The sequence below is a fragment of the Streptomyces sp. NPDC030799 genome (assembly GCF_055572255.1).
Genome location: NZ_JBVIDS010000008.1, coordinates 78,987 through 103,749, shown reverse-complemented (window position 1 = coordinate 103,749; position 24,763 = coordinate 78,987). Strand labels below are relative to the sequence as shown.

The window sequence follows — 24,763 nt, the reverse complement described above, 5'->3', positions numbered from 1 at the left end:
ACGATCCGTCTCCGCCGCACGGGGGAGGGGCCTCAGCCCTCCAGGACGAGCACGACCTCGTCGATCTCCTGCCCCCGCCCGTTCGCGTACCCCCGGGCCCGGGCCGTCTCGCGGAAGCCGCACTTGTCCAGCACCCGCAGCGATGCCGCGTTGTCGGCCGCCGCCCGCGCGTACAGCGGCCGTTCGGGAACCTCGGTGAGCAGAGCCCGCAGCGCGGCCGTCGCCACGCCCCGGCCCCAGTACGCGCGCTCGATCCAGTACGTCACCTCGCGCTCGCCGGCCACGCCGTAGACCGCCGCGTTACCGGCCACCTCGCCGTCGGCCAGCACCGTGCGCAGGACGAAGGAGGAGTTCCGCACGCGCAGCCAGTAGGCCGCGAAGGCCTCCGGGTCGTACGGGCCCTCCGGGCCGAACGCGGCCATCCGGACGGCTTCCGGGTCGGTCATCTGCCGGTGGAAAACCGGCAGGTCATCGTCCTCCACGGCGCGCAGAGCGATCTCCATGGGGCCCGAGCCTACGACGGCTCGCGCGCCGCGCCCACCACCGCCCGCGCTCAGAGCCTGCGCGTCGCCAGGGTCAGCCGGTCACGCGCGTCGAACAGCGCGTCCTTGATCATCTGCTCATGGGCCGGGGTCAGCCGGGCCACCGGCACCGAGCAGCTGATCGCGTCCCGGGCCGGGGTGCGGTAGGGGATCGCCACGCCGAAGCAGCGCAGGCCCAGCGTGTTCTCCTCACGGTCGACCGCGAAACCCTGCTCGCGGACCTGGTGCAGCTCCTCGATGAGCTTCTCCCGGTCGGTCAGGGTGTTCTCGGTGAGCGCGGGCAGGGTCTCCGGCAGCAGCTTGCGCACCTGCTCGTCGCTGTACGTGGCGAGGATCGCCTTGCCGAGGGAGGTGGAGTGGGCCGGCAGCCGGCGCCCGACCCGGGTGAAGGGGCGCAGATAGTGCTGGGACTGGCGGGTGGCGAGGTAGACCACGTTGGTGCCGTCGAGCCGGGCCAGGTGGATGGTCTCCGTGGTGTCGTCGGAGAGCCGGTCCAGGGTCGGCCGGGCGGCGGCCACCACCTCGTCGCCGTCGATGTACGACGTGCCCACGAGCAGCGCCCGCACCCCGATGCCGTACCGCGTGCCCGTCGCGTCCGTCTCCACCCAGCCCAGCTCCACGAGGGTGCGCAGCAGCATGTACAGGCTGGACTTGGGGTACCCCACGGCCTCCTGGACGGACGCGAGGGAGTGCATACCGGGCCGGCCGGCGAAGTACTCGAGCAACTCGACGGTCCGCACCGCGGACTTGACCTGGGCCCCGCCTGTCTCGCCAGCCGACATCGCCCTTGACCCCTTCGTTCGCCGGGAAATAGTCTCCGAGCAGCATATTCATCATCAGAGACAGCGTTCAGTATATCGAACGCCTCTGATGGTCGACCCTGGCCCGCCCTTGGATATTGCGGCCTTACTGGAGGGATCCGCGGTGGCAGCAGCACCAGTCTGGAGTGTCGACCCGCGCACCGGGAAGCAGCGTGAACAGGTTGCGGTGGAGGCCACGGCCCAGGAGGTGGACACGGCGGTCAGGGCGGCCCACGCCGCACGTGGCGCCCTCGCCGACCGCGCGGTGCGCTCCGCCTTCCTGCGCTCGGCCGCCGCGGGCCTGGACGCGGCCGGGGACGGCCTGGTCGGGACCGCCGACGCCGAGACCGCCCTCGGCCCGGTCCGGCTGACCGGAGAACTCGCCCGCACCAGCTACCAGTTGCGGGCCTTCGCCGACATCGTCGACGAGGGTGCCTTCCTCGACGTCGTCATCAACCACCCCGACGACACCGCCACCCCGCCCGTCCCGGACCTGCGCCGCTACAAGGTGCCGCTCGGCGTCGTCGCCGTCTACTCCGCCTCCAACTTCCCCTTCGCCTTCTCCGTCGCCGGCGGCGACACCGCGAGCGCGCTCGCCGCGGGCTGCCCGGTGGTCGTCAAGGCCCACCCCGACCACCCGGCCCTGTCCGAGCTGGTCGCCGAGGTGCTGCGCCGGGCCGCCGCCGAGCACGGCATCCCCGAGGGCGTCGTCGGCCTCGTGCACGGCTTCGAGGCGGGCGTCGAGCTGATCAAGCACCCGCTGGTCGCGGCGGCCGGCTTCACCGGTTCGGTACGGGGCGGGCGGGCGCTGTTCGACGCGGCGGCCGCGCGTCCGGTGCCGATCCCGTTCCACGGCGAGCTGGGGTCCTTGAACCCGGTCCTGGTGACCGAGGCCGCCGCTGCCGAGCGCGGCGAGGAGATCGGCACCGGGCTGGCCGGGTCCATGACGCTCGGCGTCGGGCAGTTCTGTGTGAAGCCCGGGCTGGTGCTGGTGCCGTCCGGCGCCGGGGGCGACCGGCTGGTGAAGGCCCTGGCCGACGCCGTCAGCGACACCGGCGCGGGGGTGCTGCTCGACCACCGCATGCGGGACAACTTCGTCGCCGGGGTGCGGGAGCGGGCCGGCCTGGACGACGTGGAGACGCCGGTCACGCCGGGCGCGGACGGCGAGCACACGGTCAGCGCCGGATTCCTCACGGTGCCGGCGCAGCGGCTCACCAAGGAGGGCGCGTACGACCTGCTGCTCGAGGAGTGCTTCGGACCGGTCAGTGTCGTGGCCCGCTACACCTCCGAGGAGGAGGCCGCCGTGGTGCTGTCGCGGTTGCCGGGGAATCTCACGGCGACGGTCCACCTGTCCTCGCAGGAGGCGGCAGGGAAGGGGCGGGGGCCGGAACTCCTGGCCGAGCTGACTCCGCTGGCGGGGCGTGTGGTGGTGAACGCGTGGCCCACCGGTGTCGCGGTGGCTCCGGCCCAGCACCATGGCGGCCCCTACCCCGCGACGACCTCGACGTCCACCTCGGTGGGCGGTACGGCCATCGAGCGGTGGCTGCGGCCGGTGGCCTATCAGAACGCGCCGTCGGCCTTGTTGCCGAGGGAGCTCCGCGATGAGAATCCGCTGGGGCTTCCCCGGCGGTTCAACGGGATTCTGGAGCGGTAATCGCAGCCCTGCGACACTTGGCCGATGGACGTGGAACTTCCCGAACTCCCTTTCCCTCTCCGTACTTACGGACCCGACGGGCACTGGACCTACGAGGACGGCGTGCTGACCGGCTGGGCCGGGCCCCGGCAGGACCGGTTCGTACCGCCCACCGGGGAGGCACTGGACCCCGTCTCGGACGCGCCCCGGCTGCTGGGCGCGCCCGAGGGCGACTTCCAGCTGATCGCTCGGGTCACCGTGGGCTTCCGGGCCGCCTTCGACGCGGGCGTCCTCTACGTCCACGTCGGCGAGCGGGCCTGGGCCAAGCTGTGTCTGGAGTACTCCCCGGATGTGCCCACCGTCTGCACGGTGGTCACCCGGGGGCACTCCGACGACGCCAACTCCTTCACCGTCGAGGGGAGTTCGGTGTGGCTGCGGGTCAGCCGCACCGGGCGGGCCTTCGCCTTCCACGCCTCGCGGGACGGCGAGCGGTGGACCTTCGTCCGGCTGTTCACCCTGGGCGACGAGAAGGAGACCGATGACGCGCTGGTCGGTTTCATGACCCAGTCGCCCCTGGGGGAGGGGTGCGTGGTGACGTACGACCACCTCGCGTTCAGGGCCGCCTGGCCGAGCGACCTGCGAGACGGAAGCTGAGGGCGAACGTCGTCGTGAGCCGGGCCGCGCCGAGGGCCGGGCTCAGCCGCACACCGGCCTCGAAGCCGTCGCCGAGCGGCGCCCCGAACACCGCGATGCCCGGGCCGCCGGCCATCTGCCGGGCCGAGTCGAGCACCCCGGCCGCGAGAGCCGCCCGCTCGGCGGGTACGGCGACCGTCATCGCGGCGGTCAGTGGCGGCACCGTGAGCGCGCAGCCCAGCGCCGGCGGCACCAGCGGCACGGACACCACCGGGTGCGGCCGACGGGCCCCGATGCGCAGGGACGCGGCGCCCGCGGCGACGGCCACCCCGGCGCCGCCCACCCCGAGCGCCTACCGGCCCGGTTCAGCCGCCTCCCGGAGGGAATGAACCCGGCTGTTTGAACGTTCACGTACTGCTGGCGGAGAGAGCCTCCGCACCCGTACGACCTGGAAAGAGCCGAAGACATGCGCGTCGAGATCTGGAGCGACATCGCCTGCCCCTGGTGCTATGTGGGCAAGGCCCGCTTCGAGAAGGCGCTCGCTGCCTTCCCGCACCGTGACGACGTCGAGGTGGTGCACCGCTCCTTCGAGCTGGACCCGGGCCGCGCCAAGGGCGACGTGCAGCCGGTCATCACCATGCTCACCAGGAAGTACGGCATGAGCGAGGCGCAGGCCCAGGCCGGCGAGGACAACCTGGCCGCCCAGGCCGCCGCCGAGGGCCTGGACTACCGCACCCGCGACCGGGACCACGGCAACACCTTCGACATGCACCGGCTCCTGCACTTCGCCAAGGAGCACGGCAGGCAGGACGCGCTGATCCAGATCCTGTACCGGGCGAACTTCGCCGAGGAGCGGTCCGTGTTCACCGAGGGTGACGAGCGGCTCGTCGAGCTGGCCGTGGCGGCCGGTCTCGACGCCGGGGCCGCCCGCGCGGTGCTCGCAGACCCCTCCCGCTACTCCGACGAGGTCCGCGCCGACGAGCGCGAGGCCGCACAGCTCGGCGCGACCGGCGTCCCGTTCTTCGTCCTCGACCGGAAGTACGGCGTCTCCGGCGCCCAGCCCGCCGAGGTCTTCAGCCAGGCGCTGACCCAGGCGTGGGACGAGCGCTCCCCGCTGGAACTGGTCGAGCAGGGGGATGCCGAGGCCTGTGGGCCGGACGGGTGCGCGGTGCCGCAGCACTGAGAAACCGCAGGTCGGCGCGGACGTATAAGGATCCCTAAGCGGATTCACGTAAAAATCCGCAATGGACTGGGACTTCACGGGGCCGCACAGTGGTCCCATGCAGACCACGGAGACGTTCGACAGCCTCGTCCGCGCCGAGTTCGCCCCCACGAGCACCTATCTCAACACCGCAAGCAACAGCCTGCTGCCCGCCCGTACCGTCGCCGCCCTGCACCGGGCGGCGCTGCTGCGGGCCGAGGGCCGGCCGCTGACTCCGCTGTACGAGGACGTGGAGGACTGCCGGGCCGCGTACGCCCGGCTCGCCGGTGTCCCCGCCACCCGGGTGGCCGCGGGCGCCTCGGTCGCCGCGCACACCGGGGTGATCGCCGCCTCCCTGCCCGCCGGTGCCGAGGTCCTCACCGCCGAGGAGGACTTCACCTCCGTACTGAACCCGTTCCACGTCCGCGGCGACCTCAAGGTCCGCACGGTCCCGCTGGCGCGGATCGCCGAGTCCGTCCGTCCGGGCACCGCGCTGGTCGCGGTCAGCGCCGCCCAGTCCGCCGACGGGCGCATCGCCGACCTGGCCGCCCTCAAGGAGGCCGCCCGCGCGCACGGGGCACGCACCTATGTCGACTTCTCCCAGGCCGCCGGCTGGCTGCCGATGGACGCGGACGCCTACGACTTCACCGCCACGGTCTCCTTCAAATGGCTGCTCGGCCCGCACGGCGCGGCCTTCCTCACGGTCCCCGAGGACTTCGGCGGGCTGAGTCCTGTGCTCGCCGGGTGGGTCGCGGCCGAGAGGCCGTGGGACAGCTGTTACGGCCCGGTCGCCGACCTCGCCCACTCCGCACGGCGGTTCGACCTCAGCCATGCCCTGTTCACCTTCACGGGACTGCGGCGCTCGCTGGAGCTGATCGAGGAACTGGGCGTGGCCGCCGTGCACGCCCACGACGTCGCCCTCGCCGACCGGTTCCGGGCCGGCCTGGCCGCCCTCGGCCACGAGCCGGTGCCCGCCCCCGGCTCGGCGATCGTCTCGGTGCCGCAACTCGGCTCCCGGCAGCCCGACTTGAGCGAGGCCGGCATCGAGGTCTCCAACCGCGCGGGCAACCTGCGGGCGTCCTTCCACCTGTACAACACGGAAGCGGACGTGGACCGTCTGCTGGACGTGCTCGCCGGCCGACGACATGACCGGGCCGGAGCCTTGAAGGGGTGACCTTGCCAAGTCACCCGGAAATATCACGCATGATCAGTGGCGGGACAAGGAACCGGCGATCCGTCGGACGAGGTCGGTGAAATTTCCACTCCCGAGTGAATCGATCATGGGATCGTAAAGTGACGCATTTCCTTGTTGTCGACAAGGGGCGGGCTGCGGCGAGTGTCGGCGAATTGACTTGACACCGTCGGTACGCTATGGCCTGACGGCGCATCGGCGCAAGGCCGGTCAGGGCGCCTGGTCGACAACGGGGGCTTGTGAGTGAACGACTCGGACAAAGGGTGGTACTCCATAGTTTCGCCGCTGGCGGTGAAGCTTTACGAATGGTCTTTGAGGCGCGGCGGCATATCCCGCGCGGAGGCGCTTGAGGGGGCACCCGGGATCGGGGGATCCGTCGCGGACGTCAGCGATGCACTGCGGACCCTGGTCGAGCTGACTCTGCTGCGAAGCTCGCTGTCCGAGCCCGATGTTCTTTTTCCTGTCAGCCCCGAGTCGGCGATTGCGGAAGTCGTCAATCCGATCGAGGTGGACATCAAGGAACGTGAGCAGCAGGTCGGGGGTCTGAAGTCCCAGTTACTTTCCCTGAATTCAGTCTATTTCCAGAGTCGGCAGGCGAGAAATCGACGGGAGGCCATTGATGTCATCAGTGACGTCGAAAGCGTTCGGTTGATTCTGGCGAAGGAAGCACGGGCGTGTTCCGTCGAAGTCTTCAGTGCGCATCCCGGTATTTTATCCGAGCATGAAATAGAGCGGTCGCTCCCGCAGGACCTCGAACTGCTCCGCCGCGGCGTGCGGATGCGTACGCTTTACCAGCATCCCGTCCGGGTCAGCCCGATGATGCGTCACCAGCTGACACGGCTCGCGGCGGAGGGCTGCGAGATCCGCACCTGCGAGGAGATTCCGGACCGGATCGTCATCTTCGACCGTGAGGTCGCGTTCATCCCGGACCGCATGGGTTCCGACGGTGCCGTCGCCGTCCGGGAGCCCTCGACGGTCGATTTCCTGTACCGGGGCCTGGAGCAGGCGTGGTCCGCCGCTGTCCCCTTCGAGGACCGTTCGCCGTCGGGGATCGGTTACGGCGCGGCCCGGAGCGAGATGAAGCGGGCCATCGTCAGGTACCTCGCGGAAGGTGCGAAGGACGAACTGATAGCACACCGCTTGGGCATCTCCGTGCGGACCTGCCGGCGGCACATCGCTGAAGTCATGGAGGAACTGGAAGCGTCCAGCCGCTTCCAGGCCGGGGTGCTCGCGATGCGGGCAGGACTGCTCGACGACGCGGCGGTCGGCGTTTCGGAGACGTCACTGAGGCTTTCCCGGCGGTGATGCCGGGCGGGACCGGTGTGGTTCGTCAGCCGAACCACACCGGTCCCCACGCGATCTGCGGGCGGCCCAGCAGCGCATCGGCCAGGACTCGGGTGCCCAGGACCCTGAGACCGGCTGGACGGAGGAATTGAAGGACGCTGGAGGCCAGTTGCATCAGCGAGGCCGGGTCGAGCTCGGTCAGCAGGCAGCTCGCGGACGGCACGCACTGTTCCGGCGGCCCCTCGGCCGGCGAGCCGAACCCGGTTGTCCGAGCGGCGGCCACAGCGCGCCGAGCGGCGTCTTCGACGCAGCATCCCCACTCGGCGGGCGCCTGGACGCCCGATTTCTGGTGGACCAGCTGTGCTGTGCACCAACTGCCGGGGAGCTGCCTGACGCAGCGGAACACGAGCTGCCAGTCGCAGGCCGGCGAGGCGAACCCACGAGTCGCATCCGACCAGGCAAGAGGCGGTGGGACCTCCTGCCTCCGCGTCACCATCGAGACCCGGGCCAGCAGGCTCAGGGCGCCGTCCAGCAGCCAGTGGAGCTCTGACGGGCCCGCGGCACCGACTGTCTTCCCGCGCAACAGTCCACCGGACGGACAGGACTCGGCAGCCAGCATCTTCAGTCCGCCGAGAACGGCCGAGAGAGCTGAGTCGGCTTCGCTCTGTCCCCAGCCGCGGCTCTCGCACTCTCCGGACAACGGGCAGACCAGAAGCCTGGTTTCGTAGGGGCCGGTGGGTGAGAGGCGAGATGCGCTGCCGGGCGCCAGCAGACCGGACCACGGTCGCAGGAGCCCCGACACATCCACTGGCTCGTCAGGTGCTGCCGCTGTCGCGCCCAGGCAGGTGAGATCGGCCAAAGATCTGATGCCGGTCCACTGTGAACGGCCTGATCCCCTCACGCTCAGGTAGGTGATCCGGCCACTCGCCCGCTGCACGATCGCCGCCGCCCCGGGCCGCCCCCCGAGGCCGGACTTGAGGGCCCTGCGTACCGAGACCGCGGGCGCTTGCTCATACCGGTCCTCCCGCTCGCGCAGGACCCGTTGCCACATGCGAGAGCGGCGCACGAGTTCTTGGTGGGCGGTCCAGGTTTCCGCAACGGGGCCCAGAACGACGGCGCTGTGCAACACGGTGACCGGAACTGACTGCTGGGCCAATGATCTCCGTTCCCGTCATTGCTCGTAGCAGGTGCTCGACCGCTCGGCGGCGTGGGTCAGTCCCGTCCGGTCGGGCGGGGGAGGTGGCGTCCCGTCCGGTCGAGCGCGATCGCGCGAGTCATGGAGTCCGCCGATCCCGAACGACGACTGTGTCTCAGGTCTCCGTGCGCGTCCAGCCTGGCGCAGTTGGCCACTGGGAGAACAGAGCCGGAGGAACGTCATAAACCTGCACGGCACTTTGTCCCCCGTGGTCTTCGAGTGTGTGCCGGGAGCGTTCGGTGGCATGCAGCGTCGTGGGACGCGTGCTGTCCCGACGTGCTCCTGGAAGCCCGTGCCCGTCCCGCCGACCGGGCCGGCGCGAGCCCGGGGGGACTTCGTGCCATGCAGCTTCCTGGCGGTCCGTCAATAGTCCGGCAGGCCACAACGGATGCAATGGTGGGGTCAATAGTGTGGGCGTGCCGAGCGCCGAGTACTGCGCAACCGAACGGCCTCCTGTGGCCTCGCCGTGGTACGCCCAGCAGTCCGTCCCCAAATCGCCAGAGCAGGTGGGTCTTGCAGATGGTTCGGTCATTGGTGGAAGTGCTGAGCTCTCGGGCATCGGGCGAGCCCGACCGGATCGCCTACCGGTACTTGACCACCGGTGAATGCGACGGCCCCGTGGACACGCTGACGTATGGTCAGCTCGACCGGCGTGCCAAGGCCATCGCCTCCTGGCTCCAGCAGCGCGGACTGGCCGGCTCCCGGGCACTGCTCCTGTATCCGCCGGGCCTGGACTTCATATGCGGCTACATGGGCTGCCTGGCGGCGGGCGTCATAGCCGTTCCGGGCGTGCCGCCGCAAGGGCGCTCGCAGAACCATCGCGCCTTGAACCGTATGCAGCGGTTGATCGCCGACGCGAACGTCGAGGTGATTCTCGGTACTCGGCAGATCCTCGACGCCCTGCGCCCTGCCCTGGACGCCCTCACCGGACTCGCCGACATCACCTGCGTGGCCACCGAGGAGTTCCATGACGAGATCGCGGGGGACTGGCGCGAACCCGACATCACATCGGATTCGGTCGCCTTCCTCCAGTACACCTCGGGTTCGACCTCGGCGCCGCGCGGCGTGGTGGTGACCCACGGGAACCTGCTCGACAACCAACGGGTCATGACGGAACGCATGGGGCACACGCCGGACGCGATCGCGGCGCACGGTGGCGAGCTCTATGTCAGCTGGCTCCCCGTTTACCACGACATGGGGCTGATCGCCCCGGTGCTCAACACGATCCACCTCGGCGCCACCTCCACGCTGTTCTCACCGCTGCACTTCCTGCAGCGGCCCGAGCGCTGGCTGGACGCCGTTTCCCGGTACCGGCCGCACACCAGCGGCGGACCCAATTTCGCCTACGAGCTGTGTCTTCGGGACGCCACCCCTGAGCTCCTCGACCGCCTCGACCTGAGCGCATGGCGCGTGGCATTCAACGGTGCCGAACCGGTCCGCGCCGCGACGCTGCGGCGGTTCTCCGACACGTTCGCGCGTGCCGGGTTCCGCAATGAGGCCTTCTACCCGTGCTACGGGCTCGCCGAGGCGACGCTCATGGTGAGCGGGGGTTCGGTGGACGAGGCGCCGACGGTGTCGGGCCGGCCCGGAGACGCCGCCGAGGTGGTCAGCTGCGGCCGCCCGGGCATGACGGTGGTGATCGCCGATCCCGACCGGCTGGAGGAGTGTCCCGAGGGCGAGGGCGGGGAGATCTGGGTCTGCGGCGCCAGTGTCGCGCGCGGCTACTGGCGCAACACGCTGAAGACCCGCGAGGTCTTCCAGGCATCGCTGAACGACGGCAGGAGCGGATTCCTGCGGACCGGTGACCTGGGATTCATGAGGGACGGCGAGTTGTTCGTCACCGGCCGTGTGAAAGACCTGCTGGTCATCGACGGACGCAACCACTACCCCCAGGACCTGGAGCTGACCGCGGAGATGTCCCACCCGGCCGTCCGTCCGGGCTGCGCCGCCGCCTTCTCGGTCGAGGACGGCTCGCTGGGCGAACGACCCGTCATCGTCGCGGAGGCGTCGCCGGACGCCGCGCCCGAGATCGGCGAGATCTCGGCGGTCATCCGCAGCACCATCAGCGAGACCCACGACCTGTCGTTGCGGGACGTGGTGTTGATCAAGCCCGGATCCATCCCCAAGACGTCCAGCGGGAAGATCCAGCGCCAGGCCTCCCGGGCCGCCTACCTCGATGGCACGCTCGCCGTACTCGAGCCGGCGGGCCGCCCCGCCGAGTAGCCACTCCACCGCCGACTGTCCAGGTCGATCGCCGCACGACGGATCGCGCCGCAGACCCCTGAACGAGCCCGCGAGAACGGTTGCCCTCATGCTTGAGAACAAGTCGCCCGAGCCGCCCGTCGACACACCCGAGGCGGTCCGGGGCTGGCTGACCGAAGCCGTCGCCGAACGTGTCGGCGTTGCTCCCACCGAGATCTCAGTCGACCGTCCGATAGCCGAATTCGGTCTGGGGTCACGTGAGTTGGTGGCACTGGTGGGTCGGTTGTCCATGCGGATCGGCCGAGATCTGGAACCGTCTCTGTTCTACAACCACCCCAGCATCGCCGGGGTCGCCGAGGCGGTGGCCGGCAAGGGCCCGGATCAGCTGGTCGCGGCGTCGGCCACACAAGCTTCGCCCCGGGGGCCGGCGGCCGCTGAGGCGGCGGACGAGATCGCCGTCATCTCGATGGCCTGCCGCTTCCCCGGCGGCGCGGACACCCCCGACCAGCTGTGGCGGCTCCTGGCCGCCGGCGAGGAAGTGATCAGCGACGTCCCGGCCGGCCGCTGGGACGCCCAGGCGCTGTACGACCCGGACCCCGAGGTCTCCGGCAAGGCCTACTCGCTGCGCGGCGGCTTCCTGTCGGACATCGACCGCTTCGACGCCTCGTTCTTCGGCATCTCGCCCCGCGAGGCCGCCGCCATGGACCCCCAGCAGCGCCTCCTGCTGGAGACTTCCTGGGAGGCGATCGAGAACGCCGGCATGCTCCCCGGGGCGTTGAACGGCAGCTCCACCGGTGTGTACATCGGCCTGTACCAGAGCGGCTATCTGGCCTCGGCCGGCTTGGAGCAGCTGGACGGGCACGTCGGCACGGGCTCGGCCACCAGCGTCGCTTCCGGACGGATCGCCTACACCCTCGGCCTGCAGGGCCCGGCCGTGACGGTGGACACCGCCTGCTCCTCCTCCCTGGTGGCGCTGCATCTGGCCGCGCGGGCCCTGGCGAGCCGGGAGTGCGATCTCGCCCTGGCCGGCGGCGTGACACTGATGGTCACTCCGCGCGGGCACGTCGAGTTCAGCAGGCTGCGCGGGCTGTCGCCCTCCGGGCAGTGCAAGCCCTTCTCCAGCGACGCGGACGGCGTGGTGTGGGCCGAGGGCTGCGGGCTGGTGATGCTCAAGCGGCTGAGAGACGCGCACCGGGACGGCGACCGGGTCCTCGCGGTCATCAAGGCCACGGCCATCAACCAGGACGGCCGGAGCCAAGGGTTGAGCGCCCCCAACGGCCTGGCGCAGCAGCGCGTCATCCGAGCCGCCCTGGACGCCGCCGGTCTCGCTCCGCACGACGTGGACTACGTGGAGGCGCACGGCACGGGCACGTTGCTGGGCGACCCGATCGAAGGCGACGCCCTCGGCACCGTCTTCGGCCCGGGCCGACCGGACGGACATCCCCTCGGCGTCGGATCCCTCAAGTCGAACGTCGGCCACATGCAGGCCGCAGCCGGAATCGGCGGCGTCATCAAGACCGTACTGGCACTCCAGCACGAGCTGCTGCCCGCATCCTTGCACGCCGACAACCCGACCGAGCGGGTCGACTGGGCCGGCGCCGGCATGCAGGTGCTGAGCCGCGCGCAAGCCTGGCCCCGCGGCCACCGGGTGCGACGCGCCGGCGTGAGCGCGTTCGGGATCAGCGGCACCAATGCGCACGTGATCCTGGAGGAGGCGCCCGACGTCCCCGTGGCGTCCGAGGCCGGGCCGGCAACGGCACAGCCGTTCCGCCGGCAGGACGGCGAAGGTTCACAGCTCGTGCTGTTCCCGCTGTCCGCCCGCACCGCGCCGGCACTGCACGCACAAGCCCGTCGCCTCCTCGACGCTGTCACGGCGGACCCGCAACTTGCCCTGCCCGCCATCGCTGCCACGCTTGCCCACCACCGGACGCACTTCGAGCACCGGGCCGTCATCGCGGCGCGTCATCGCGACGAGCTCGTGAGTGGTCTGCGCGGCCTGGCAGCCGGGGAGCCCGCCACGGAGCTCGTGGTCGGGCCGCACCGGGTGTCGGCACCGGGCAAGCTGGCCTTCGTCTTCCCCGGCCAGGGCGCGCAGTGGGCGGGCATGGCCCGTGACCTGCTGGCCCGCTCCCCGCTGTTCGCGGACGAACTCGACCGCTGCGACGCTGCCCTGAGCGAGCACACCAAGTGGTCCGTGGCGGCCGTGCTGCGAGGGGATGCCGACGCGCCGTCCCTGGAGCGGGTCGACGTCGTCCAGCCGGTGTTGTTCGCCGTCATGGTGGCCCTGGCTGCGGTATGGCGCGCGAACGGTGTGCGGCCGGACGCCGTGGTGGGACACAGCCAGGGCGAGGTCGCCGCGGCCTGCGTCGCCGGGGCGCTCAGCCTCAACGACGCGGCAGCCGTGGTCGCCTTGCGCAGCCGGGCACTGGCCGGTGTCGTCGGGTCCGGCGGCATGGCCGTCGTGGGCCTGCCCAGCAGCGAGGTCGAGACCCGGCTGCGGGACCAGGACGGGCGGGTGTCGATCGCCGCGGTGAACAGCGGCCGGGCCACCGTGGTGGCCGGGGACTCGGAAGCCCTGGCCGCCCTGCTGGCCGAGCTGGAGAAGGAGCAGGTGTTCACCCGGGCCCTGGAGGTGGACTACGCATCCCACAGCGCGCAGGTCGAGCCGGTCCGCGAGGCACTCCTGGCGGACCTCGACGGCATCGTCACCTACCCGACGTCCGTCACGTGGTACTCGACGGTCACTGAAGAACCGGTCCGGCACGAGCTGGAGGCCGACTACTGGTACCGCAACCTGCGCGCGCCCGTCCGGTTCGCGTCGACCGTGGAACGCATGGTGGCCGACGGCTACCGGTACTTCGTCGAACTGAGCCCCCACCCGTCGCTCGTCACCTCGGTGCAGACCATCGGCGAGGACGCCGGACATGAGCTGGCAGTGGTCGGCTCCCTGCGGCGCGACGACGACGCGGTGGCCTGTCTTGACCGGGCCGCGGCCGAACTGCATGCCCGCGGCCGGGCGATCGACTGGCGGCGCATCGCACCCGCAACGGACGGGGAGCCGGCGCGGCTGCCGACCTATGCGTGGGAACCGCAGCGCCACTGGACCGACCCCGATGCGACCGCGGGCTCATCCGGCTTCCTGCCCCGGTCCGCGCACCCCCTGCTCGGCATCGAGCTCCGCTCGGTCGACGCCACCCGCTGGACCTTCCGCAACGAGTGGTCCCCGAACACAGCCGACTGGCTGGTCGACCACACGGTGTTCGGCGAGGTGGTCGTCTCGGGCACGACGCTGATGGAGCTGTGTCGTGCCGCGCTGGAGACGGCCCGCCCCGAGGAGCCGGCCCACCTCACCGACGTGCTGCTTCTCGCCCCGCTGGTGCTGCCGCGCTCCGGCACCGTGGAGGTTTCCGTCGAGGTCGTCGCCGCCGGCCCGCAGGATCCCCTTGAGGTCACGGTGTACAGCCGGCCACGTGGGCAGGAGCTCGCGGGCTGGGTGCAGAACGCCGCTGCGACGGCGAGTGAGCCGGCCGCGACGGACGCGGGCGCACCGCCGAGCCCGCCGGACGGTGCGCAGCCGTGCTGGGATCCGCAGACCTACGCGCGCCTGGCCGAGGGCGGACTCGCCTACGGTCCCGCGTTCCAGGGTGTCGTGTCGGCCGTGCGCACGGGGGACGACGAGCTGCTGGCCCGTCTGTCGCTCCCGTCGCCCCAGCACGACGACGTGGAGGGATATCCGGTCCATCCGGCCCTGCTGGATGCCGCGTTGCACGTGGCGGCGGCCTTCGAGGAGCAGGGCCGCGTGCTGCTGCCGTTCTCGGTCGGACAGTACGCGCTGCTGCCCGGGGCTTCCGGCGACGTGATCGCATCCGTCCGGCGGACAGCCGGCTCCGCGGACGAGGTCGCCCTGGACGTGCGGCTCTGGGACTCCGACGGCTTCCCCGCGGGCTGCCTGACGGATGTGCGGCTGCGCGCGGTGAACCCGTCCGATCTGCAGGGCTCCTCCCGCGCGGACGATTGCCTCTACGAGGTGGTCTGGACCGCGGTGGTCCCCGAAACCGCCGGAGCGCAGCCGCGTGACGACAAGTGGACCGTGGCCGGGGACAGTTCACACCCGTACGCCGTTGCGGCCCGGCAGGGCCTCGAAGCGGCGGGGATCCGCACGGCCGACGCAGTGGCCGATGCCGCCGGCGAGACCCTCGTCCGCTTCTGGCCCCTGCCCGGAGCGGACACTGACACGGCCGAGTACGTGCAGGAGCTGACCAGCGCCGGGCTCGCCGACCTCCAGTCGCTCCTCGCCCTGCCGCCGGAGCAACTGCCTTCTCGCGTCCTCTGGGTGACCTGCGGCGCGGTCGCGACCGACGCGACAGCACCGGCGTCGGGGTTCGCCCAGTCGGCGCTGTGGGGCCTCGCCCGCACCGCGCGCTCGGAACACCCGGAGCTCGGACTTCGTCTGATCGACCTCGACGGCCTCGACACCGTACGCACTCCGTGGCCCGTGCTGAGCGAGCTCGTGGCCGGCTCGGACGAACCCGAACTCGCGGTGCGCGGTGACGTGTTGCTCGCCCCTCGGCTGCTGCGCAGCCGGAGCGCGGACGACCGGGCGACGCCGGCGGCGCGGCACGAGCGGCTGACGGACACGGACGCGGAGCTGCCGCTGCCCGGCGGTCCGGTGCCGACCGACGGCACCGTGCTGGTCACCGGTGGTCTCGGCGGGGTCGGCGTCCACATCGCACGGTGGCTCGCCTCACGCGGAGTCGCGCGGCTGGTGCTCACCTCGCGGCGGGGCCCCGAGGACCCGCGCAGCGCCGAGGTGACCGCGGAGCTGTCCGCGCTCGGTGCCGAGGTCGAGGTGGCGGCATGCGACGTGGCGGACGCCGAGGAGCTTGCCAGTGTGATCGGCAGGGCCCGCCCGCTGCGCGGTGTCGTGCACTGCGCCGGCGTGCTGGACGACGGCGTCGTCGTCGAACAGACACCGGAGCGGTTCGCCCGGGTACTGCGCCCCAAGGTGGCGGGGGCGATCAACCTGCACCATCTCACGACGGATGATCCACTGGATCTCTTCCTCCTGGTGTCGTCGGCGGCGGGGGTCGTGGGCAGCCCCGGGCAGGGCAACTACGCGGCCGCCAACGTCTTCCTCGACCGGCTCGCCCACCACCGGCGGACGCTCGGCCTGCCAGGAGTCTCGGTCTCGTTCGGCGCATGGGCCGGTACCGGCCTGGCGGCCGACCACGCCGACCTCCAGCGGATGGCGCGGCTCGGCCACGGCGCCCTGACGCCGGCGCAGGCGTGCGGGCTCGTCGAACTCTCGCTGCTGCGCGGGGCGCCGCATCTGGTCGCGTGGGCTCTGGACCAGCGAGGGCTGCGCGATTCGCTGGCTCGCGGGGGCGGCGCGACCGCGCTGTGGCGGTCCTTGCTGCCTCCCGAGAAGCCCGTGCGACGGGACGACGCATTCGCGGCTCGGCTCGCCCGGCTCCCGAAGGCCGAGCGGATGGAGCGGGTGCTCGCCGTGGTCTGTGCGGAGGCGGCACGCGTGCTGGGGCTCCGCTCTCCCGACGAGCTGCGCAAGGACCAGCCCCTGAGCGAGCGGGGGATGGACTCGCTGATGGCCGTCGAACTGCGCAACCGGATCGGCGCCCGGGTCGGGGCCCGGCTCTCCGCCACCTTGTTGTTCGACCATCCGACGCCGGTCCGGCTCGCGGACCACCTGGTGAGCACCGTGCTCACGTCCGACGCCCGGGAGAGCGGGCGGGCGGCAAGCGCCCCGCGGCGGGAGTCCGCCTCCGACGAGCCCATCGCCGTGGTCTCCATGGCCTGCCGGCTGCCGGGCGGTGCCGACGATCCCGGGGCGCTGTGGCAGGTGCTCGAAGGCGGCCGTGATGTCGTCGGCCCGTTCCCCGCGCAGCGCTGGAACGTCGAGTCCCTCTACGACCCCGATCCGGAGGCCGAAGGCAAGACCTACGCCCGGGAGGGCGGGTTCCTGCAGGACATCGAGACCTTCGATGCCGCCTTCTTCGGGATCACCGCGCGCGAGGCCGCGGCGATGGACCCGCAGCAGCGCCTGCTGCTGGAGACCACGTGGGAGGCGCTGGAGCGCGCCGGGATCGTGCCGGCCCGGCTCGCCGGAAGCACGACGGGCGTGTACGTCGGCATGTTCGGCAGCGACTACCTGGCGGGCTCCCGTCTCGACCAGCTGGACGGCTACGTCAGCACCGGGTCCGCCCTCAGCGTCGCCTCCGGTCGGCTTGCCTACACCCTCGGACTCCACGGCCCCGCCCTGACCGTGGACACCGCCTGTTCCTCCTCACTGGTGGCGGTGCACCTGGCCGCGCAGGCGCTGCGCTCGGGCGAGTGCGACCTGGCGTTGGCCGGCGGTGTGACGCTGATGGTGACTCCCCAGACGTTCGTGGAGTTCAGCCGCCTGCGAGGGCTGTCCCCCACGAGCCGGTGCCGGTCGTTCTCCGACGACGCGGACGGAGCCGTCTGGGCCGAAGGGGCCGGCATGGTCGTGCTCAAGCGGCTGACGGACGCGCGCCGGGACGGCGACCAGGTGCTCGCGGTGCTGCGTGGCACCGCGGTCAACCAGGACGGGCGCAGTCAGGGACTCGCGGCACCGAACGGCCCGGCCCAGGAACAGGTCATCCGAAAGGCCCTGGATCTGTCCGGGCTGACGCCCGCGGACATCGACTACATCGAGGCCCACGGAACCGGCACGACACTCGGCGACCCGATCGAGGCCAACGCCCTCATGTCGGTGTTCGGCGCCTCCCGTCCCACGGGACGCCCGCTGTACCTGGGTTCCCTCAAGTCCAACCTGGGCCATCTGCAGGCGGCTTCGGGCATCGCAGGCCTGATCAAGGTCGTGCTGGCGCTGCGGCACGGGAGTCTTCCGCGCACGTTGCACGCCGAGCGGCCCAGCCGCCATGTCGACTGGGACAGCGGTGAACTGCAGCTGCTCCAGGAGGCTGTGGCCTGGCCGTCGGGCCCGCGACTGCGGCGGGCCGGCGTCAGCGCCTTCGGGATCAGCGGCACGAACGCGCACGTGATCGTCGAGGAAGCCCGGGAGGAGATCGCGGCCCGTCAGCCCGACCCGTCCGCCGGAACGGACGAGGGCACCGCGCCGCGGCAGCTGTTCGTGCTGTCGGCGCGCGACGACGCCGCCCTGCGCGGTCAGGCCACCGGTCTCGCCGCTCACTTGGGCGCACTCGGTTCCAGCGGGCCGGCACTGCGCGACATCGGCTACACGCTGGCCCACCGCCGCAGCCACTTCGAGCGCCGCGCGGCGGTGCTGGCGAGCGACCGGGACGGTCTCCTGGCCGGCCTCGACGCGCTGGCGCAGGGGCGTGTCCATCCGGACGTCGTACGGTCACCCGCACGGGAGACACCGGCGGGCAAGGTGGCGTTCGTCTTCTCCGGGCACGGCGGTCAGTGGCCCGGCATGGGCAGCGAGCTGCTGACCGAGTCGACGGCGTTCCGGGAGGCGCTGTCGGCCTTGGACGATGCGATCCGCCGGCACGCCGGCTGGTCGGTGCTGGAGGCCCTGCGCGGAGCGGAGCAGGCCCCCGACCTCGATCGCACCGACATCCTGCAGCCGGTACTGTTCGCCTTCAACGCGGCTCTGGCCGCGGCCTGGCAGTCCCTCGGAGTCTCTGCGGACGCGGTGGTCGGCCACAGCCTGGGCGAGATCGCAGCCGCATACGCGGCCGGCGCGCTGAGTGCCGACGGCGCCGCGGCCGTGGTGACCCGGCGTGCCCGTGCCGTCGTGCCGCTGGCCGGCAGGGGCGGCCTGCTCTCCGTGGAACTGCCGCTGTCCGAGGTCGAGGAGCGTCTCACCGCCTACCAGGGGCGGCTGTTCGTCGGAGCTGTGAACAGCGCGCGGTCCACCGCGGTGTCCGGCGACATCGACGCGCTGACCGACCTCCAGGGCAGGCTCGCCGAGGAGGGGGTCCCCGTCCGGCGACTGACGACCGCGTTCGCGTCGCACAGCCCGCTCATGGCTCCGCTGCGTGCGGAGCTGGTCGACGGATTGTCGGACGTGCGAGGCAGGCACACGTCGATCCCGTTCTATTCGACGGTACGTGCGGAGCCCACGGCCGGTGACGGGCTCGACGCGGAGTACTGGTACGCGAATCTGAGCCGACCGGTGCGGTTCGCCGACACCGTGCGCCGCATGCTGGAGGACGGTTACCGCTACTTCGTGGAACTGAGCCCGCATCCGACGCTCGGCGCGGCCATCGAGTCGGTCGCGCAGGAGGTGGGAGTCGCCGCGGTGAGCGTGGGCTCGCTGCGCCGTGACGCCGGCGGCCTGGACGGTCTGCTGCGTCACCTCGGTCTGCTGTACAGCGCCGGACACGAGCCCGACTGGTCGCCCCGGTGTCCCACCGGTGCCCTCGCCGAACTCCCCACCTACGCGTTCGAGCGGGAGCGCCACTGGCTGACGGCTGCCCCGGCCCTGTCCTCCGGTGCGGGCCGCACGCCGCTCGTCGACACAAGGATCGAGGCGAGTGACACGCCCGACCGGCACATCTTCCAGACCGATCTCGACCCGCAGGACGGCCGGTTCGGCTACTTGCTCGATCACCGCGTGGCCGGCGAGGTGTGGCTGCCCGCGGCCGCCTTCCTGGAGATGGCGTTCGAGGCGGCCTCCGGTCTCCAGGAAGGCGAGGAGGTGCGGCTGGCCGACGTCAGGTTCGAGGCACCCCTGAAGCTGCCGACGACCGGACCGGGTGTCCGGCTGCAGCTGGTCCTGCAACCGGAACACGACGCCGGCCGGGACTTCACCATCGCCTCCACGGTGCCGGGCGAGCCGCGGTCCGGGTGGGTACGGCACGTGTCCGGACGTGTCGTCCTGGGCGCCGCTGCCGAGGAGGGCGCCGGCACCCGCACCCGGCCCGGCGACTCGTGGGGCGGCTCCCTCGAAGCGCTGCGCGCGCAGTGCCCCGCCGAAGCCGATCTGCCTGGTGTCTACGCCGCGCTCACCGCGCTGGGAATCGACTACGGTCCGGCCTTCCGCCGTCTGGAGCAGGGCTGGCAGGCCGAAACCACCGCGCTGGGCAGGCTGGCCGACACGCCGCGCGGCGGGTACCTGCTGCATCCCGCGGTGCTCGACTCGGCCTTCCACACGGCCGCGCTGCCGGCGGGCGCGCCCGAGGGCCGCGCACTGGTACCCACCGGGGTGGGGCGTCTGCGGTTCTCGAAGCCGCGCACCGCACCCGCCTGGGTGACCTGCCGACTGCGTGCCGTGAACGGGAACGCCGTCACGCTCGACCTGCTGCTGCTCGACGAGCAGGAGCAGGAGGTCCTGCGGATCGAGGAGTTCGAGTTGTCCGCGCTGTCTCCGCTCGACGCGTCCCTGTACGAAGTGGAATGGCAGCCGAGGCCCACCGCGCAGGCGCAGCCCGCTCAGGGCCCCTGGCTGATCCTCGCCGACGACTGCGGGGTGGGAGCTCGGCTGAGCGCTCTGCTCGGCCCGCTGCCCCATGTGGTGGCGGTGAAGGGCGACACGTTCGCCGCCGAGGCTCCCGGTCGGTTCCGGATCGATCCGCGGAACCCGCAGCACCTGGCCCGGCTGCTCGACGAGGCCTTCCCCGCCGGCGGGCCCGAGCAGGTGGTCCACCTGTTCGCGCTGGACGCCCCCGGGGTCGACTCGGTCGAGACAGCGGAGCAGGCCGCCGCGCTGGGGTGTCTGAGCACCCTTCACCTCGCCCGGGTGCTCACGGAGGGTCGGCGTGGCCGGGTGCCGCGCCTCTTCCTGGTCGTACGCGGCACCCAGCCTGCCGACGGGAGCGAGGTCTCCGCGCCTGAACAGGCGCTTGCCTGGGGGTTCGGTCTCGCCCTGGCCCAGGAGTACCCCCAGTTGGCGACGACGCTGATAGATCTGCCGCCCTCCGGTGGGGTGGACGCCCTGCTGGCGCAGTTGCTGCAGGCGGACGACGAATACCTCGTCGCACTGCGCGAGTCCGGTCGCCTCGTGCCGCGCCTGGTGCGCAGCCGCCAGGACGGCGTCGAGGACGGCGAACCGGCGGCCGACGGCACGTTCCTGGTCACCGGAGGACTGGGCGGCCTCGGCCGCGTCGCCGCCGAGCGCCTGGTACACCGCGGCGTACGCCGCCTGGCCCTGATGACCCGCTCCGCGCCCGATGCCGAAGCGGAGAGCTGGGTCGAGGCACTGCGTGCGCGCGGCGTCACCGTGCACCTGGCTCGCGCCGATGTCGCGGACCCGCAGGGCCTCGCGGCGGCGCTGGACCGCGTCCGCGACCTCGGTCCGATCACCGGCATCGTGCACGCCGCCGGTGTCGTCGACGACGCCACCGTGCCGAACCTGTCCGACGAACGGGTGCTGCGGGTGCTCGCCCCGAAGGTGCTGGGCACGGTTCTGCTCACCCAGCTGGTGCCCGAGGCGGAAAGCCTCGTCCTGTTCTCCTCGGTGGCGGGAGTCCTCGGCTCGGCAGGGCAGAGCCCCTACTCCGCGGCGAACGCCTTCCAGGACGCCTGGGCGCACCACCTCGCCCTGGCGGGCCGTCAGGCTCTCAGCCTCGACTGGGGCGCCTGGGCAGGTGTCGGTCTGGTCACCCGGTCCGCGACCCGGACCGAGACCACTCGCCGGTCGGGCCTCATCGCCTTCTCCCCCGAGGAGGGCGGCGACCTGTTCGAGCGCGCGCTGCCCATGACTCGACGCCGTCAGCTGGTTCCCGCCCGGCTCGACTGGGAGGCGTTGGCACTCGATCCGGACGTGGCCCGGTCGCGGCCGATGCTGCGGGGGCTGATCACCTCGCCGGCCGCTGGGCCGGACACCGACGAACTGGTGGCCCGGGTGCTCGGCGCGGCGACCGCCGGCGAGCAGCAGGAACTGCTGGAGGGTTATGTGCGGGAGATGGTCGGCGAGGTGGTGGGCGGCCTGCCGCAGGCGACCCCCACCGCCTCCCTCAAGGCGCTCGGTCTCGACTCCCTGATGATGGTGAGGCTGCGCAACTCCTTCGTCCGTGATCTCGGCGTCGAACTGCCCACGACTGCCGCCTTCTCGGCCGCGGACATCCGTGGCCTCGCCCAGCTGCTGCTCTCCGCGCTGTCGGCACAGGGCAGCCCGGCCGGGCCCGCCACCGCTCACCACGAGCGGCAGCCGGCGGACGACGTTCCCGAGACCGAGCTGCGGCCCGCGCCCCGTGACGTGGCCCGTCTGGTGCGGAGCGCACAGCAGGGCACACCGGGCTCCGCCCACGCCGTCGGCGTCGCCGTCCGGCTCGGAGCGCAGACCACCCGGGAACATCTGACCGGCGTGCTCACCCGACTCGCCGCACGGCACGCGGCCCTGCGCACCGCGATCGTCGCGGGGGACGGACGCGAGCAGCAGCTGCGCATCGACAAGCAGGTGCCCGCGTCGCTGCTGTTGCGCTGGACAGAGCTGGGCGACGGCGCGGAACTCGATGCCGACGCCAGGCTGCGGGCGCTCGTGGAGCAGCCGTTCGACCTCACTGCCGCACCGCTGTGGCGCTTTGAGCTGCTCGACCGCGGGGACGAGGCCCAGACGCTGCTCTTCTGCGCCCACCACAGCGTGAGCGATCTGCAGTCGCTGCTCCTGGTGACGGCCGAGATCGACGCTGAGCTCGCCGGAGCGACGCTGGGGGACGCCGTGACCAACCGCGACATCGACCTGCTGCTCGAAGCCCAGACCCAGCAGGCTCCGGCGGGCGGCCCGGACGGCACGACGGACGACTGGCACGAGTCCTTCAGCGGTGCCGCCCGACTCGACCTGACCCTCGCGAAGGAGCGCCCCGCCCAACGCTCGTACCGGGCCGGCAGCGTGACCCTGACGCTGCCCGACACGCTGATGGCACGGGTGTCGGATCAGGCGAGCCGGCTCGCGATCACGCCGGCGGCGTTCTGCCTGGGCGTGCTGACCGTGTTGCTCGCCCGGCGGCAGGAACGCGACCGGTTCGTCCTCGCTGTCCCCGTCGACACCCGGATCCATGCCGACGCCGACGGCGCGCTGGGGTTCTTCGGTGTGCCGGTGCCGTTCCCGGCACAGGCCGCCGGCAACGAGGCCGTCCAGGATGTGCTGCGCCGGAGCGACCGTCACCTCGAACGAGTCCTGGCCAAGGGCGCCATGTTCTCGGACACCCTGTCGACACTCGTCGCGCAGGGGCTGTACCGGCCGAACGCGCCGCTGGTCGAGGTGTACTTCAACTACGTGCGGTCCTCGGCGGTCCGGCTCACGAATCTGGAGATCCTGCCGGCCGGCACGGGCTATTCGGATCTCGACCTGATGGTGACGATGACGCCGGACGCCGGACGGCTGCGACTCGACTACAGCCTCGACATCCTGGACGAGGCCACCAGCAAGGCGCTCGGGGAGGACTTCCTGCGGCTGCTCGCCGAGGCCGCCGAGGATCCCACCGCCCCGGCCCGCACCGGAGCCGTGGTGGAGGGCTCGGCACCCGAGCGCCCGGACACCACACCCGCTCAGCTCTCTGTCGCCGTCGCGGCCACGTTCGCGCTGGGCAACCTGCCCCTGCTGTGCCAGATGGCGCTGAGCGACAGGGCGGACGACGGCGGCGCCGCGCCGGTGTCGATCGCGGAAGCGCCCTACCACCAGGTGCTGGCAAGCCTGCAGGACCCCTCGGGGGTCTTCGCCGACCCGTCGACGGCGCTTGGCGTGGTGCTGCTCAGGGCGGCCGATCTCGAACGGTTCGGCCGGGTGGACGACGCCCTTCTCGCCGAGCTGCGCACGCAGTATCCCGCCGCTCTTCGGGCCCTGTCCGAGCGGAGCAGGAGGCCGTTGATCGTCGGCTTCCTGCCCACCGCACACCGTGACGAGCGGCTGGAGCGCTGGGAGCGCGACGTGGCGTCCGAGCTGTCGGAGCTGCCCGGCTTCGCGCTCCTGCGGCCCGACGACTGGACACGGCACCACGAGGTCGCAGAAGTCTTCGACGACAGGACGGACCAGCTGGCGCATCTGCCGTTCACGCCGCAGTTCCAGGCGGCGGTGGCGCTCACGCTGGCCGAGACGGTCGAGGCCGTGCGCCGCACGCCGCCGAAGGTGATCGCCGTGGACGGAGACGAGACGCTGTGGAGCGGTGTGGCCGGGGAAAGCGGCCCCGACGGCGTGGACCTCGGGGGTGCCCGCGCGCTGCTGGCCCGCCGACTGCTCCAGTGGCGGGACGCCGGAACCCTGCTGATGCTGGTCAGCAACAACGACGAAGCCACGGTGCGAGCGGTGCTCGACCGCCCGGAGAGCGTTCTGCGGGCTGAGCATTTCAGCGTGATCTCCGCGGAATGGGGTCGTAAGTCCGAGCGGTTGGCGCAGGCGGCGCGGACGCTCAACCTGGGCGTCGACAGTTTCCTGTTCCTCGACGACAACCCGGTCGAGATCGCCGGCGTGCGTGCGGCACTGCCCGAGGTGCTCTCGGTGACCTGCCCTGCCGTCGACGAACTGGAGTCCTTCCTGTCCCGGCTGTGGCCGCTCGTCCCGGCGGCGGCGACCGCCGAGGACTCCCTGCGCGCCGCGTTCTACGAGCAGGAGCAGCAGCGTGAGGCGGCGCGTGGGCAGGCCGGCTTCCAGGAGTTCCTCGAGCAGCTGGGACTGGAGGTCGACATCCGGCCGCTGACCGGTGACGACGTGCCGCGCGCGGCACAAATCGTCCGCCGCACCAATCAGTTCACCCTGCACGCCCGGTCGAGCGACGACGGCGACCTGGAGCGCTGGCGGCAGCAGGGCGAGGTATGGATCGCCGCGGCCCGCGACCGATTCGGGGACTACGGCCAGATCGGGCTGGTCGCGCTGCGCCACGACGGCGACCAGCTGGACGTCCTTGCCTGGATGCTCAGCTGCCGGGTCCTGGGGCGCGGCGCCGAGGAGAGGTTCCTGCAGTGGCTGGCGGACCGGGCGGACGGCCTGGGCTGCGGCAAGGTGCGCCTGACGGCCTCGCAGACGCCCCGCAACATTCCGGCCCGGCGCCTGGTGGCCGCGCTCGGCGGCGGCGACCAGGACAGCAGGCTCTTGGAACTCATCACCACTCCGGAGCACCTGCGGGCGTTCCGGTCCTGGCAGCAGTGATGGCGAACACAGACACACACGGCGAAGGGCT

At 71.8% G+C, this 24,763-nt stretch carries 11 protein-coding genes; 7 read left to right on the top strand and 4 right to left on the bottom strand.

Translation table 11 applies throughout. The features are described from left to right. Positions 1-32: 32 nt before the first annotated feature. Both ACZ41I_RS21110 and ACZ41I_RS21105 read right to left on the bottom strand, forming a co-directional pair. Positions 33-503, bottom strand: a complete 471-nt coding sequence (locus ACZ41I_RS21110; protein WP_468514780.1) for a GNAT family N-acetyltransferase — start codon at positions 501-503, stop codon at positions 33-35. A 50-nt stretch (positions 504-553) separates the two neighbouring features. Then, positions 554-1,324 (bottom strand): IclR family transcriptional regulator, encoded by a 771-nt coding sequence (locus tag ACZ41I_RS21105; protein ID WP_363214947.1) that lies wholly within the window; start codon positions 1,322-1,324, stop codon positions 554-556. Positions 1,325-1,466: 142 nt separating this feature from the next. Here ACZ41I_RS21105 and ACZ41I_RS21100 point away from each other — a divergent pair, with 142 nt between their 5' ends. Then, positions 1,467-2,996 carry an aldehyde dehydrogenase (NADP(+)) gene (locus ACZ41I_RS21100; RefSeq protein ID WP_468514779.1) on the top strand — a complete coding sequence of 510 codons (1,530 nt, stop codon included), beginning with the start codon at positions 1,467-1,469 and terminating at the stop codon, positions 2,994-2,996. A gap of 24 nt (positions 2,997-3,020) precedes the next feature. Next, positions 3,021-3,629 (top strand): DUF1349 domain-containing protein, encoded by a 609-nt coding sequence (locus ACZ41I_RS21095; RefSeq protein WP_363214945.1) that lies wholly within the window; start codon positions 3,021-3,023, stop codon positions 3,627-3,629. Here the strand turns inward: ACZ41I_RS21095 and ACZ41I_RS21090 are convergent. Continuing rightward, positions 3,589-3,951, bottom strand: coding sequence for a hypothetical protein (locus ACZ41I_RS21090; protein ID WP_468514778.1), 363 nt, complete (start codon positions 3,949-3,951; stop codon positions 3,589-3,591). The genes ACZ41I_RS21095 and ACZ41I_RS21090 overlap by 41 nt on opposite strands. 123 nt (positions 3,952-4,074) lie before the next feature. Here ACZ41I_RS21090 and ACZ41I_RS21085 point away from each other — a divergent pair, with 123 nt between their 5' ends. The 3 genes from ACZ41I_RS21085 to ACZ41I_RS21075 all read left to right on the top strand — a co-directional run bounded on the left by ACZ41I_RS21085 (position 4,075) and on the right by ACZ41I_RS21075 (position 7,306). After that, complete coding sequence (locus tag ACZ41I_RS21085) at positions 4,075-4,791, top strand: DsbA family oxidoreductase (protein ID WP_468319995.1); 717 nt, start codon at positions 4,075-4,077, stop codon at positions 4,789-4,791. A gap of 97 nt (positions 4,792-4,888) precedes the next feature. Then, on the top strand, positions 4,889-5,983 hold the full coding sequence (locus ACZ41I_RS21080) for an aminotransferase class V-fold PLP-dependent enzyme (RefSeq protein WP_468319991.1): 1,095 nt from the start codon (positions 4,889-4,891) through the stop codon (positions 5,981-5,983). 261 nt (positions 5,984-6,244) lie between these two features. Next, positions 6,245-7,306 (top strand): helix-turn-helix transcriptional regulator, encoded by a 1,062-nt coding sequence (locus ACZ41I_RS21075; protein WP_468514777.1) that lies wholly within the window; start codon positions 6,245-6,247, stop codon positions 7,304-7,306. A gap of 25 nt (positions 7,307-7,331) precedes the next feature. Here ACZ41I_RS21075 and ACZ41I_RS21070 read toward each other — a convergent pair whose 3' ends face one another. Continuing rightward, the gene (locus ACZ41I_RS21070; RefSeq protein WP_468514776.1) at positions 7,332-8,441 is read right to left on the bottom strand and encodes a hypothetical protein; all 1,110 of its coding nucleotides are present in this window, start codon (positions 8,439-8,441) and stop codon (positions 7,332-7,334) included. A gap of 558 nt (positions 8,442-8,999) precedes the next feature. On the opposite strand from ACZ41I_RS21070, the gene ACZ41I_RS21065 reads away from it, so the two are divergent. Next, a complete protein-coding gene (locus ACZ41I_RS21065) occupies positions 9,000-10,703 on the top strand; it encodes a fatty acyl-AMP ligase (protein ID WP_468514775.1) in 1,704 nt (567 codons plus the stop codon). An 88-nt stretch (positions 10,704-10,791) separates the two neighbouring features. Next, a complete protein-coding gene (locus ACZ41I_RS21060; protein WP_468514774.1) occupies positions 10,792-24,732 on the top strand; it encodes an SDR family NAD(P)-dependent oxidoreductase in 13,941 nt (4,646 codons plus the stop codon). Positions 24,733-24,763: the final 31 nt, after the last annotated feature.

Excerpts from the sequence above, each read along its gene's own strand:
- ACZ41I_RS21110 (WP_468514780.1), bottom strand. The coding sequence starts at position 503 with ATGGAGATCGCTCTGCGCGCCGTGGAGGACGATGACCTGCCGGTTTTC.
- ACZ41I_RS21105 (WP_363214947.1), bottom strand. The coding sequence starts at position 1,324 with ATGTCGGCTGGCGAGACAGGCGGGGCCCAGGTCAAGTCCGCGGTGCGG.
- ACZ41I_RS21095 (WP_363214945.1), top strand. The coding sequence starts at position 3,021 with ATGGACGTGGAACTTCCCGAACTCCCTTTCCCTCTCCGTACTTACGGA.
- ACZ41I_RS21085 (WP_468319995.1), top strand. The coding sequence starts at position 4,075 with ATGCGCGTCGAGATCTGGAGCGACATCGCCTGCCCCTGGTGCTATGTG.
- ACZ41I_RS21080 (WP_468319991.1), top strand. The coding sequence starts at position 4,889 with ATGCAGACCACGGAGACGTTCGACAGCCTCGTCCGCGCCGAGTTCGCC.
- ACZ41I_RS21065 (WP_468514775.1), top strand. The coding sequence starts at position 9,000 with ATGGTTCGGTCATTGGTGGAAGTGCTGAGCTCTCGGGCATCGGGCGAG.
- ACZ41I_RS21060 (WP_468514774.1), top strand. The coding sequence starts at position 10,792 with ATGCTTGAGAACAAGTCGCCCGAGCCGCCCGTCGACACACCCGAGGCG.